We start from the raw sequence: 12,657 nt of genomic DNA on the forward strand, positions 1-12,657 counted from the left end.
TTTATTGAGCCTTCCAGTTGTCTATATGTTTGCCACTACGTAAAAGCCCTGCCAGGCTGGCAGGGCTTTATTACTAATCACTTTTTCGATGAAATAATCATGTCATCGTTTCCGCCGCTATGGCCACCTTTACCTTCCTTATGTCGCGGATGTACTGGGACATACTCCTGATGCGATTGAGTAGCTCGTGCAGGTGGTGGATCACTGAACATTGTACCTCCGTTATTTGAATCGCTATGGCCACCAGCACCGTGGGCATTAACGGTCATAGTTTCAGCTTCGCCGTATCCCTGGTTGTGGGTTCCCATCGCATAGGGAACACCATCGCCTACAGAAGAACCTCCATTAGATGCCTGATGCATTCCTCCAAGGTTATTGGCCATACCTCCAGAGTTATATTCATGCGTTTGACGGTCTGTATTCAATGCAGTTGTCGCCTGTTGAATAATAGAGCCATCATTTGCTGAACGGTCTAAACCAGCATTATCAATACGGGCAGCAATACCACGGGCAAGGGATGTATTCCCGCCAGACACAGTTCCATTGTTATTTTCCCCACCTGTCGCAAGTTGAATGCGAGCCATCATGTCACTGCGGGCCTGGGTAAGTTGTTGCTCAGATGCACCGGCTTTGGTCATTGCGTAGTAGTTCACAATGGAATCTCGCGCTGCTTCGCGGTTTGCATCACCACCCAACGGAATTTCTCCGGCGATTGATTTGGCCTGGTTATGCACCTGCTCATAAACCGGGCTCTCCTTGAACGCATTGCTGACATGAGAAACGAGCTTGTTAAAGTCTCCAGTGATACCGCCGAGATTATAGTGGTTGTTTTCGAAGTCATTCGCGGCGGTGTTACCCGCTTTAGTCATGACTTCACCTTGATTTCCTTTATGAATTTGATCAACTGCACCGCTATTCTGTCCACCGACAGTATTAACCTGGCCTTGCCCATAACCATCTGACGATGAAGCATGTGCATCACCCAACGCACCGTAAGAACGGCCAGTTACAGCATTTACCGAGTTACTAACGTCCGCTGCACCAGCAACTGCCCGGCCACCTGCACTTTCAGCTCCGCCACTCACTCCACGGTATTGCTCAGATGCGGTTGTGGTCAACGCTGGGCTGGAGTCAGCGTTAATGAACCCGGCTTTGGCTGCTACTGCACCTGCTAAACCAAGTTCACTGGCTGCTTTGAATTGCGCAAAGGTATGTGCATCTTCGTGAGTCATACCTAAAGAGGTCAGGCTCGCTGCATCACCGGCGATTTTGCTGGATAGTTCAGGGTGCGCCGCGAGGGTTTGAGTCAATGTTGCTTGTGCATCATGGTTACGACCAATAGCCGTAGCAAGTTGCGCTGCGTTCATTGTCTGGCCCATTGAGGTACTTGAAGCAAACGAGTTTGCTTCCTGGAAATTCTTTTGTGCGGACTGCATTCTTTGATTTGCCTCAGCAAAAGAACGAGTCGACTGAGAACTTTCTCCTTCTTGCGATAAGGACTGGTACATCGCACTTGCTGCCGTGTTGACGATGCGTGACTGGGTAGCGCTGTCGACTTTATGCGATGTGGCACTGTCCGTAGAACCGTACTTAGCGCTGTTGTCATTACTCAGCCCACTGCTTTCTGCCTCTGAACGAGACATACCACCCTTAACGCCTACACCACCGCTTGGGCTTCCAAATCCCCCACCGACGCTCGCATCGCTTTTGGCTATTGATACAAGCGCCTGCATATCAGAAATTCCTTGTTCTTTAGCTACAGAACTAACATAGGCGCGGTCAGAGCTGCTCAAGCTTGCAAATGCTGCGTTTGAAGCATCACTGTAAACCTGCGAATGCCCCCCAGAGTTCATGTCGCTGGCCACCAGGCTAATCATTGCGCCGGATTGAGCAGTCAACGAGCTAGAGGCTGCATCAAGTTCCTGCTTAGCACTGGACAGGTTGTGAGTAGCGACCTGTTTCATATCAATGTTTGGGAGAGTGCCAGAAGACCCACCCATGATCGTTCCTTGCGTTGGGTTAAATTCAACATCGGAACCACGACTGTTGATCGCAGGAGCGTTGGTAACATCAGGTGCGAGGGTTTTAGTATCGGCGGCAGAAGGTGCTGCTGCTGAGCTTGCAAGAGAGTTAAAGGCAACAGAACTGCCCCAGACAATGAACCCACCCAGGGCCGGGATCATCGCGTACAAGTTACCAGCAAGACCTATGCTTTTTTGAGTCTCAAACAAGAGTTGATAAAGCTGAGCAAAACTAAGCCCACCAGAACCCGAACTGACAAGGATTTGGCTGGATGCATCGCGGATGCTATTCAAAACATACATATTGACGACCGCCGCGAGGGGAAGCCAAGTCCATGTCCAGATGATAACGAGGAAGTACTTCATCACCAGTCGCAAACCCATAATACCCAGACCGAAAAGGAAGGCCATAAATGGTGCGAGTGCGTAAATTATCCCCTGGAAAATCGGCATAAATGAACCCATCCAGCTCAAGAATGATGAACCAGAAGAAGACCATTGGAATGCCTGTTGAGTCATGGTTTGGGCGCGTGTTACAGCAGCCGTACCACGAAATGAACTTTCGAGGCCGTACATTGGCAATTCCCTGAAATGCGGGTACATGACCAACATTAACTGGAAATCACGAATATCAGTGCCGCTGATGTTGAAAAAATTAAGAACTTCCTGGGCCTTTCCTGAACCTGAACACGGTGCTCCACCGCAGGTGCGCCCGGATGCTGTATATGAGCTGGCAAAAGCTGAGTCGAGACTCGACGCGTTCTGAGTTGCTAATCCTTTAAGTTTCGTGTAAGCGTCAGAACAAGTATAGAGTGAGCCTCCATTAGATGATTCTTCAGTGCTAGTAGACCAACCGCTGCGAACGTTGTCGTATATAACAACCCGCTGGAAGGAATCATTCGAAGCCAGCCCAGATACACCCTGGTTAGAACGATACATTGATGCAAAAGTTTTAGAACCACGGATAATATCGTTTCCTACGCAGTTCTTAACATAATTTGAAACGCTTGAGTCCAGATCACCGTAAGCACCAGTTTGACCCGTCCAGCGCATTGGCGTTTTCAATGTGTCGTATAATGTGGCCAGAGTGAAAAGGGGATCCAGAGACCCATACTCAGTCATGCTTGGGACAGAAAATGCCTGCTCCATCTTCTCAGTCGTTGCATACCCGACAGTGGAAAGCACAGATGCGGCAACGGCTAATCCCGCTGGTACATTATCAACAGCACGGAACTTACCTGTTGTAACATCCTCAATATTGGTGCGCATCGATACACCGAAAAACAGGTAATACATTACGACGGCAACACACATATGAGAAAGGGATAATGTTTTCCCGGCTGATATAGCAGCAGCAAGCACGACACAAATCACACCAATAAGTGCTGAAATCCTAAACAAGGATCCGTAAGTGCCATCATTCAATAACATGGCAACTGCATTGAATATGTTATAAATAAATTCAATGTTGCCAACGGTATATACGTTCCATTCACTCATATTAAGTTACCTTGTTAGAGCGAGCCATCAAGAGAACCTTCAGATTCATAATGAACCTGCGGAAGCGTTGTCATATAGTTGCTGAATGATTCAGGTATACGGGCCTCACCACCATAACGAGATATCATGGCGTTATAGGAGACATACAGATTTTGCCTTGCCTTTTCGATTAACTCTCCAGCATCCTTATAATAAACCGACGCCGATTTATCATTTTCCTGCTGGAGCCGTGCGCCGGTCGCAGCAGCCGTGAGCATTTCGCTGAGGTAGTTATAGGCAGCAGAATAGGCTATGACAGGAGATAGTTCACGAATATAGGAATAAGATGCGCCTAAATCATGACGTGCAATTTGAGTTGCTTTACTGGTAGCGCCAGCAACGTTGTAGTAGTTGGCCTGGCGCAATTTAGCATCGCCTGGGTTTGATCCAGATCTGGCCGAGCTCAAATATCCGTTATCAATAAAGAAGAGGGTGATATTGGCAGCGAGACCTTTAATTACTTTGGTCTGTTTTTTTGGATTCTCACAAGTACTAGTCTGACCTGAACAAGACCAGAAGTCGAAACTATCGTCACCATTAATAAAAGAATCCAGGACATTTGAAGTTGCGAGTGGAGCAATTCTAACCACACTCTTTTTGGCTGACCCATCTTTATCTGTACCCAACTGGCTACCGACGATGATGGTGCCGGTCATAGACATAATGAGTTCTTTTTGCTCATCTTCGGAACCGATGAATTGATCGCTAAAGCTACCATTCTGGAGCAAACACCAAACAATGTTACCGTAATCGTCACATGCCTTTCTTTTCCCTGCCTCTTGTTTTTGTACGTCGGGTGCTTTACCACCACCCATATTGCCCCACATGGCTTTAAATTGGTCTGAGAGGCCATCAGAGGACAGCTGAGAAGATACAGCAGCCTTTGCACTGTCACCAAATGCAGATGCAGTGTCGACTAACAACCCCTTCGCTAACTGACACGAATTTGCGGTCAGATCGTTCATCTGCTGGATGATTGCCTGCATTTTCGAAATAGCATTATCCAGAACGGCATCCATAGCGTTCAGGGCCAGCTGGAAAGCGAGACCGGCAGCATTAGAAGCAATATTACGTAGCATCTGGACAAACTGATCAGCGTTGATGAACGAGAATGACCCACCAAAAAGGTCTATCCCTCCACATCCTCCCTGCGCTGAAGGGAGACTAATACTGATAGGTGTCAATGTACGGAGCTTATTACGTAGAACAAATCCCCCACCGGTATAACCATCACGTGTAACGCTCTGATAATCACCGGGGGCTGTAACATTAGACATAGAGCCGAACATACTGTCTAGCTGAGTACTAATGCTGGTGGCCTCGCATTGAAAAGTAGTCAACCCGGTGAGGCAAATAGAAATTGCAAGAATGTTTCTACGGAATACATTCTTTATATTAAAGTTACGCGAAATATTCATTTTTCCCCCGGGTTATTTACATTTTGGTTAGGTGTCGAACCGTAGCCAGCTTTGGCTTGTATATATTTAATAAACTCATCAGGTTGTTGAGTTAGGTCTTTAGGCATGTCATTCAGAATGTTTGAGTCGATATAACCCGTGTCGTTATATGGCAAGGTGCTCTTATATTGTTGGTCAGAAATGATCCCTGCATCGTGGGCGATAAGGACTGTTCTTGAAATTAACTGGTCGGCACTGATAGGCCCAAATGAGACAATGCGTGTTGTAGATGGCGGGATTGCCAAAGCTATCGCAGGTGCGTTTGATATTTGGAGCTTTGATGCCTGGCCAGAATCAGGCCTCCAGTCCGGGTAAATATTCCCAGGGAGAGGTTTACCATCAAGTGAAATTGGGATGACCTTCATATCTGTCATGAAACTAAACGTATTCATGACGGAAGCTTGTTTTACGCATATGGAGCAGTTTTCACCACGGAAAAAGAAAAACAATCCTGCTTTTGTTGCTACGTCTTTTATGACCGTTCTCGAATTGTTCTCAGCTTCATTCGATTGATCCATTGCCCCAAATGTTGAGGTTGAGCGGCGGCTATTCTCATCTATCAGGGGGTCGGTAGAAGTAACTAACCTAGCCATATCAGTAAAGCGGCTGGCTTTATCCAGCATAATGCGTTGGGCCAGAAAATATGCCCTAACATTTTCTTGGGTAGGATTGTCGATGGCCTGGTTGCGCAGTTTCTGAATGTTTTCATTAAACCAAGCGACGGTGAACGGAGCTGGGCCAGGCTTTTCAGTTGCGACAGGGTCAGGAGTCGACTCCACAGGTGTTTGAGCAACCTGTTTGGGAATTTCTTGAGGCGGTAAAGTCGGCGGAGGAGGTAACTTCACTGGTTTTTTCTTCACTGGCTCAGGTGGCGATTTACGCCAGAACCAACCTTCCTCTTTACCATTCAGAAATGCCTGACCACCAGCGAGGTCGTCACTGGTGGTCTGAGGGGATTGAGGCGTTATGGTATTACCCTCATCCGCAAGAACAGAGGTAGTAAAAGCAAAACCCACTAGCAGGGGAATAATGCTCTTAGTTAAAAATTGATATTTCATCGGAATTACCCTCGGAAATTATTCTTGCGATGGACTCCGTCCAGAAAAAGGTATTTTTTCCACTAAAGACCCTTGCACTTTCAAGCTGGCGAGTTAATGCATAATGCCGATATCTGACCTGCCCTATACGTTTGGCTACACTATCCGACTTAACGCCAATTTCGGAGCAAGCCTCATCGAGAGTCATGCGTGTTCCATATTTACGCAATAGCTCATCAGTAACTATGTTCTTAGGGTCGTCGTTAACTAATATCGCAGGGATTTTGTGTGCTGGCATAAGCATTGCCCTGTTATGAGAACATTTAAGTGTCTTCATAAAACTCCCTTATCATAAATACGGACGGCATTACGATTAGTTTGCCATATGGGTAAAAATAAGAAGTTCAAAAATGGCAGCGTTTTGACTGTAAAAATCAAAAGTAATTTTCGTGTACATCCGTTTTGTTTACATGTTTGAAATCAGCAAATACAAAAAAACCCAGTCCGAAGACTGGGTTTTTCAGTGTTAGCTAATTAAAAGAATTAGATGCTTTAAAGACCAAAGTTATCTTTGAAATGACGTTGGTTTTTCCAGGATGAATTTTCCATCACACAGCATTCAAATACTGTATTCAGGTCGTCATCTGGAAATTTAAGGGCATCGTTGCCTATACGAATGATGTTACCGATGAGTTCACGGGCTAGCTGAGAATTACGCAAGAAACGAGTAAAGAACTCGTTGCTGATATGTTTGCCAAGGTTATAAGCAAATTCAATCAACGTTGCATCGTTAGCAGTCAGCACCGCACCAGATTCGTAATAAAAAACATTCTCTTGGCAGCCGAGGTTTTTCATTGCGCGGAGAAACAACATTTCTCCTTCCATATCCATAAGGCGAAAAATTATATCAATATCATATTCATCGTTTACGACAGCACCGACAGCATCATAAAGTACGGCAGCGGGAGCTTGTTCAAACTCATCACGTTCGTAATTCATCAACATACGGTTTTGTGCGTTATTAAAGCTATCAATATGATCTGATTTAGCAGTAGTTGAAGTATACATGAGTGACTCCTTAGAAATTTTCTACCAGACAGTTTGTTCTTTCATGAAGTCAGCCTCATTCGCTATAAAGCGTTTTGCTTCATTCATCGCCGTATCGAAATGTTTATTACCCAACTTGCGTCCGAGATCAGTTATCTGTTCAACAAGAAGAGCACATTCAGGGTGAGTAAATCGTCCACCACCTTGGCAGTAAGTTAAACGAGTAACCAGCATTGATGCCTTCGACTCATTTTGTGTTACATGAAAGATGGTTTTGTGAGTTCCTATCCCTCGTTCGTTCAGAATATTAATGGTTTCCATATCGGCGAGTAGTAATCTTAAGTCCTGCAAATCTCTTTCAATCGAATGAGTTCGCAATGACATACCGCCTGAGACAAAACCATAGACATCCCCGGTTTCAGAATAAAACATATATACCTCGATAAATTAAATTAATTAGAAGATACCCGGCTTACACCGTAATAGAGCATTAAAAATCTGCTCGCGAGCCTCAGAAGGATTTACTTGTTTTGCAATCCCTTCAATCCACTCATCAACCGGTATTCGGGTAAATTGATGGTCTGTATTGCGAATCCTGATTGCAATGACAGCCCAGTGAGCGAGAGCATACTGAACATAATGCTTATCGCCTGGTGCAACCTCACCGCGTATTCTGGCGGTGCGGTTGTTATACTCTATCAACGCGCAGCCACTCATACAGACTCCAGTTATTAATTAATATAGTTAAAAGACAATTCCATCATCAATCGCCGTCAGGCTTTCAATTTTTGGAATATCGATGAAATTAAATCGCCGAACATTTTTCGCCGTAATAATCCGACCGTCATTAAGCTGAAGGGTCTCACTTTCTTTATCAGAACGTGATGGCCAGGCAGCGATAACTGAGTCTTCAGTGATTACATAATGCCGACTATTTGATGTAAACAAAATGCATGGGATATCCATGAAATGAGACTCCAGACATTCAGTCTTTAAAATATTACCATTCTGTAGTGCCAATCCATACATCATTAATATATGCATTGGCCCCAAACTCAACCCCGCGTGGCTGTATTTTATCCAGAATCTCGAACGTCCATCCTTCTTCAGGAGGCCATTGAAAAAGCAATGGTGCTCCATCCAAATATTTTATGGCAAGGACGCTATGACGAAGAGGATCGAGGATGCTAGTCTCACCGGGTATTGCTTTAACCCAATAATGAATCACGATGTCACCTTTATTGATTTACAAGAGGAATAAATTGAGTTTGGGTCGTTATATCAGACATGAGTTCATATATCTTGTAGGGCCACCACTTTTTATCCATATCACGGAAGAAATGAACCTCAGTGATATCGGGACACATTGGATGCCACAGGCTAATAACCATGAGCTCAGATGCCTCAACCTCAATGAACTGATTGATTGAAGTAACCCTGAACTCATTCGTGGCAATAAACCCTATTAGATCCTCCAGCTGATTAAGCAAAAAACCCGCTTGTCGCTGTTCAGAGGAACTGTCGAAATCATGCTTTAAAATATTCATGTTAGTCTCCAGCGCGGAACGAAAAAAACGCTGACCGAAGTCAGCGTTTATATTTTTACAGAGGCTTATCCCTAATCGGCTTTGCAGCCTCTTTAGGATAAGTGTGATAAAACGCTTTTCTGTACTTTTCGTATCCAATACGTTGGGATGCAACATGTTCCATATTAGTGGGAGCAGTAAAGTGATGACGCGCAATCAGACTTGCTTGCTTAGCCAATTCACCAGACCACTCGTGCAGGATTTCCATTCGGGTTTCGAATGGGTCAAGACCTGCTATTTTGCAGCAACTCGTAAATGAACAAAGGTCTTCCTGATTTTCTTCCGAACAAATCCAGAGGATTTCATCCACACGCTGCTCGCCAGTACTACGGTATGCAGTCATGATATATATGCTATCCCGAATTATCTCGTAAGCCATCTTTGATGAAAAACGAAGTTCATAATTATGTTCTAAATCGGCTGATATCAGATCATATTCACTTTCAGTGGCATCGAAAATACTCATGAATGAGAGTTGATTTTCGTGAACCACTTTAAATTTTGCGGTTGCAGACATAATGATCACCTTTAAAATAAATTAAATTAATTTAGAAAGTTAAAACAGAGATTAAAATACAGATTAAGACAGGAGAGCTTTACGGGTTACTTCAAAGAGTTTGTTACGTAAGGCAGAAACAGAACCGACAGAAATACCGGTATCACCAAAAAGACTTTTCATCATGCTGTCATTGGCATCACCGAAACCGATACCAATAACGATGATGTCATCATCTTTAGCGCTTTGTATCATCGCTCGCGCAGAAGCCATATCATCAGGCTGGCCATCAGTTGCAATAACCAATACATGGCGATCCGCTTTAGCTGACGTCAGGTCTGCAAGTGCAGGCCATAACGATTCGCAAAGAGGAGTACAACCTTGCGTACCAATTCCAAACTGATGAGTTCCAATAGCTGTCCGTAGAGTTTGCTCCCGTCCTTTTAACAGACCTACGCTATTATGCGCGGCGTGTGGGAAATGATATGCCGAGGTAGTTACCCCCTGAATACCATCGAGCGCATACAACATTGATACAACAGCGGCTTCAGCCTCTTTAACCGACCGGCTCATTGACCCGCTAGAGTCCAGCAGGATAGTAAAAGCAGAACTGACATCTACTGCCTTGGACTTATGTTTAAAAAGACGCGTATTTCCCAGCATGGCACTGGTAACCAGTCGAGAATCAAGCTTACGACCAGTTTCACGATGTGTTCTTCTCACCGCTCTTACACCCTGCAACAACCCATGAAGTGATTGACGTAACCCGGTAGCCATCTGCACCCCTAAACTTACGGATGCATTACCGGTATCGTGCCGCTTCGCAGGTGCTACTGAATATGGAGTAGGTGAAACGATACGTTGATGCGGGGGTACTTTGTCTTTGATTAGCTGATTGAGCTTATCTGAAGTGTTCTGTCCTGTACGGCCAAGATCATTCGATGTGGTTCCCTCGAAAGGGTCTTTTCCGTTCTGGGACAGGTTACCGACAGAAGATTCACCCTGAGCATTTACGCCCGGATGGGAAGCAGCGGCGTTGCTGTCACTAGAGTTGGAAGCAGGAGCATTACGATTAGCTGATGTTGACGAAGAATTTTCGTTTTCATCATCGGTACCGTTTTGCCCATGTTCTTTATCTGGTGCGCCACCGGCATTACCATCAGGTTCTGAAGAAGGCTCATTCTGACCGGCTGGCGATGACGATGAACCGTCATTACCGCCTGCACTATCATTCTGGCCATCCCCATTTTTGTCAGAACTGTCGGATGACTGGGCCGGGTCTGACGAACTGTCATCACCTTTGCTGTCATCAGAATCAGCACCCTGATTATCATCCTGCGGAGGTTCTTCCTGCTCATTAGTTTCGTTAAATGCATCTACTGCGAGGTCATATAACCGACATGCAACTTCAAACACCTTTTTAATCGAGGTTGCTTGTACTGCTTCAGCCATAACCATCATAGCTTTGTCATACAGCTCCAGCCCGAAGATACGTTCAAAGTCCTCACGCGCTTGCTTTGTTGGAATAGTTAAACCGTTGAAGCGGTTCAAACCACAAGTAAGCAGGGTATCCAAAAACACCGAAGAAGCTTTATCACAGGATTCCGCTTCCTCACTGAACAAAAAATGATTCAGTGAATTGAGATACTTTAATGTACCTGGATAGCGACAACTCATCGCACGTTCAATGCGCAAATCTTCGCAAAGGTTGACCAGATGTTTAAGTACCTCAACGTTGTATTTATCCGACTTCATATGCTCTTGCATGAATATCTTGAGATCACCAAAATCAGTGAAACGGATATGTGCTGCTTCATGTACGGCATACCCTAACAAAGGATTTGCCAACATTTCAGCGTCTTTGAAGAATGGAATGTTAATAAGAAAACCAGCTCCAGTCTCCGTAGCATATGCTTCATTGCCGCCGACAGAAACATTAAGGCCAATCTGAGAGCTTAATGCACGTGCGACAATAGGAAGGGAATTATAAATACCCATATATACCTCACAATAAATTTAAATAGATTAATTAGATAAAAGGCCCAGAGTGGGCCTTTTATTTTTAAAACACCATTATTGTTCCGTCATCATCGTGTGAAGACGAAGTTTCAATTTCCGGCTCTTTTCCATCAATGACTTTTTCAGAATCCAAACCCGAAATAAGAGCAGGGTCTGGCAGAGAACGGGGTGCAACAGAATCACCGTCCAAAAATGAATCATCATCGACCATAACCGCATCAAATGCAGGAATTACAGCATCATTAACAATTACATGCTCCTGGGTATCGGACAAGTCGTTAACGTCAGTATCAGCCGACGTATTAACCAGTTCGATTGCCAAAGGCGTATCAGCAGAACCATTGACCTCTACCAGTACAGATGGGGCTTCAGCGAGTGAATCAACGTTTTGCAATCCGACCGGATCTTCCACTACCACAGCAGATGCAAATGCATCTGTATGCAGAGGAGGTATCGTTTCCGCCTGAACCTGAGTTGCCGACATGGCCGCTAAAGTAATGGCATCATCATCTTCAATAAGGTTCATTGAAAGTGATGGGTCAATTGTATCGTTACCATCTGTAGTACTGGCGGATGACAGCAGTTCCACAAACTGTTTTGCATGAATTGGGTCGCGTAAGTTATTGAGGAGAGAGAGAATGTCGTTATAAGGTTTGCCCGTCACTTTACCGGTTAGCGGAATGTCTTTCATTACCTGATTAACATAGTCGCTAAGAGACTGGACGCTGGGTGCGATGAAAGCCAGGGACGCGAGTTTATCGCCGCAGCGGCGTAAAGGATTTAGTGTGTGCTGAGAAAACGCATCAGGGTTCCTGTTTTTAAGGAATCCTTCCACAACATCAGCCACATCCTCATAAACTTCATCCGCTAAACTTTTAACTTGCCCAGTTAAACCATCCTGAATGACACTGTTGCCATAAGGCGTGATGTGAATCGCAGTAAAGCCAAATTGTATCTGGCTATCCATATAAGACAAATCGATAGCAGCATCACGCAAAAGTATAGAGCGATACTTTTCTTCAAAAGAGTTAATCCAGCTATTAAAATCAGCTTTCATAAATTCTTTTTTGTAATCGTAAAACTCGCCCTTAAGTACATTCAGTTTACCAATTAGATCATTAACCTTGTCTGCTGGAATTGCATAACCACCCATAAATTTAATACCCGCTTCGAGACAAAAAGCGTGAGCTGAATTCTTTTTACGGGTAAATGGATTGATGAGTTGTGGGTCAATGATTTTCTTGCTACCTAATGAAACAAGCACATCAGGTGGCAAATCAGCACTGTTACCAAGATCTTCTCTTTTCAGCTTACGACGACCACTAATACTGGTGATATCAGAAAGAGAAACGAGAATAAGTTGTTCCAGAACCTGAGTGGCATTGGATTTGATAGTCATGACATACCTCATTAATTTAAAATTGATTTAAAAAGAATTAAAAAACCCCAAGCGGG

General features: G+C 44.6%; 13 protein-coding genes. All 13 read right to left on the reverse strand.

Annotated elements, in window-relative coordinates; genetic code table 11:
- Positions 1-77: 77 nt before the first annotated feature.
- Positions 78-3,521 carry a conjugal transfer protein TraG N-terminal domain-containing protein gene (locus tag F384_RS26420; protein WP_046498868.1) on the reverse strand — a complete coding sequence of 1,148 codons (3,444 nt, stop codon included), beginning with the start codon at positions 3,519-3,521 and terminating at the stop codon, positions 78-80.
- 14 nt (positions 3,522-3,535) lie between these two features.
- Positions 3,536-4,978: a conjugal transfer protein TraH gene (locus tag F384_RS26425; protein WP_046498872.1), complete on the reverse strand. Its 1,443-nt coding sequence runs from the start codon at positions 4,976-4,978 to the stop codon at positions 3,536-3,538.
- The gene (traF, locus tag F384_RS26430; protein WP_046498875.1) at positions 4,975-6,075 is read right to left on the reverse strand and encodes a conjugal transfer protein TraF; all 1,101 of its coding nucleotides are present in this window, start codon (positions 6,073-6,075) and stop codon (positions 4,975-4,977) included. Before traF ends, F384_RS26425 begins: the two co-directional genes overlap by 4 nt.
- On the reverse strand, positions 6,053-6,391 hold the full coding sequence (locus F384_RS26435) for a hypothetical protein (RefSeq protein ID WP_080950111.1): 339 nt from the start codon (positions 6,389-6,391) through the stop codon (positions 6,053-6,055). The genes traF and F384_RS26435 overlap by 23 nt, the downstream gene beginning before the upstream one ends.
- Before the next feature lie 215 nt (positions 6,392-6,606).
- Positions 6,607-7,122: a hypothetical protein gene (locus tag F384_RS26440; RefSeq protein WP_046498877.1), complete on the reverse strand. Its 516-nt coding sequence runs from the start codon at positions 7,120-7,122 to the stop codon at positions 6,607-6,609.
- A 21-nt stretch (positions 7,123-7,143) separates the two neighbouring features.
- Positions 7,144-7,533: a hypothetical protein gene (locus F384_RS26445; protein ID WP_046498882.1), complete on the reverse strand. Its 390-nt coding sequence runs from the start codon at positions 7,531-7,533 to the stop codon at positions 7,144-7,146.
- Positions 7,534-7,557: 24 nt separating this feature from the next.
- On the reverse strand, positions 7,558-7,818 hold the full coding sequence (locus F384_RS26450; RefSeq protein ID WP_020996204.1) for a hypothetical protein: 261 nt from the start codon (positions 7,816-7,818) through the stop codon (positions 7,558-7,560).
- A 27-nt stretch (positions 7,819-7,845) separates the two neighbouring features.
- Positions 7,846-8,067 carry a hypothetical protein gene (locus F384_RS26455; RefSeq protein ID WP_020996203.1) on the reverse strand — a complete coding sequence of 74 codons (222 nt, stop codon included), beginning with the start codon at positions 8,065-8,067 and terminating at the stop codon, positions 7,846-7,848.
- A gap of 34 nt (positions 8,068-8,101) precedes the next feature.
- Complete coding sequence (locus tag F384_RS26460; RefSeq protein ID WP_064766556.1) at positions 8,102-8,329, reverse strand: hypothetical protein; 228 nt, start codon at positions 8,327-8,329, stop codon at positions 8,102-8,104.
- Positions 8,330-8,339: 10 nt separating this feature from the next.
- On the reverse strand, positions 8,340-8,648 hold the full coding sequence (locus tag F384_RS26465; RefSeq protein ID WP_046498888.1) for a hypothetical protein: 309 nt from the start codon (positions 8,646-8,648) through the stop codon (positions 8,340-8,342).
- A 55-nt stretch (positions 8,649-8,703) separates the two neighbouring features.
- A complete protein-coding gene (locus F384_RS26470) occupies positions 8,704-9,204 on the reverse strand; it encodes a hypothetical protein (RefSeq protein WP_046498890.1) in 501 nt (166 codons plus the stop codon).
- 63 nt (positions 9,205-9,267) lie between these two features.
- On the reverse strand, positions 9,268-11,181 hold the full coding sequence (locus F384_RS26475) for a VWA domain-containing protein (protein WP_046498893.1): 1,914 nt from the start codon (positions 11,179-11,181) through the stop codon (positions 9,268-9,270).
- Between the two features lie 64 nt (positions 11,182-11,245).
- Positions 11,246-12,601: a DUF3150 domain-containing protein gene (locus F384_RS26480; protein WP_046498895.1), complete on the reverse strand. Its 1,356-nt coding sequence runs from the start codon at positions 12,599-12,601 to the stop codon at positions 11,246-11,248.
- Positions 12,602-12,657: the final 56 nt, after the last annotated feature.

Source organism: Citrobacter amalonaticus Y19 (assembly GCF_000981805.1).
Classification (GTDB): domain Bacteria; phylum Pseudomonadota; class Gammaproteobacteria; order Enterobacterales; family Enterobacteriaceae; genus Citrobacter_A; species Citrobacter_A amalonaticus_C.

Excerpts from the sequence above, each read along its gene's own strand:
- F384_RS26450 (WP_020996204.1), bottom strand. The coding sequence starts at position 7,818 with ATGAGTGGCTGCGCGTTGATAGAGTATAACAACCGCACCGCCAGAATA.
- F384_RS26455 (WP_020996203.1), bottom strand. The coding sequence starts at position 8,067 with ATGGATATCCCATGCATTTTGTTTACATCAAATAGTCGGCATTATGTA.
- F384_RS26425 (WP_046498872.1), bottom strand. The coding sequence starts at position 4,978 with ATGAATATTTCGCGTAACTTTAATATAAAGAATGTATTCCGTAGAAAC.
- F384_RS26465 (WP_046498888.1), bottom strand. The coding sequence starts at position 8,648 with ATGAATATTTTAAAGCATGATTTCGACAGTTCCTCTGAACAGCGACAA.
- F384_RS26420 (WP_046498868.1), bottom strand. The coding sequence starts at position 3,521 with ATGAGTGAATGGAACGTATATACCGTTGGCAACATTGAATTTATTTAT.
- F384_RS26470 (WP_046498890.1), bottom strand. The coding sequence starts at position 9,204 with ATGTCTGCAACCGCAAAATTTAAAGTGGTTCACGAAAATCAACTCTCA.
- F384_RS26445 (WP_046498882.1), bottom strand. The coding sequence starts at position 7,533 with ATGTTTTATTCTGAAACCGGGGATGTCTATGGTTTTGTCTCAGGCGGT.
- F384_RS26435 (WP_080950111.1), bottom strand. The coding sequence starts at position 6,391 with ATGAAGACACTTAAATGTTCTCATAACAGGGCAATGCTTATGCCAGCA.
- F384_RS26480 (WP_046498895.1), bottom strand. The coding sequence starts at position 12,601 with ATGACTATCAAATCCAATGCCACTCAGGTTCTGGAACAACTTATTCTC.
- F384_RS26440 (WP_046498877.1), bottom strand. The coding sequence starts at position 7,122 with ATGTATACTTCAACTACTGCTAAATCAGATCATATTGATAGCTTTAAT.
- F384_RS26475 (WP_046498893.1), bottom strand. The coding sequence starts at position 11,181 with ATGGGTATTTATAATTCCCTTCCTATTGTCGCACGTGCATTAAGCTCT.
- traF (WP_046498875.1), bottom strand. The coding sequence starts at position 6,075 with ATGAAATATCAATTTTTAACTAAGAGCATTATTCCCCTGCTAGTGGGT.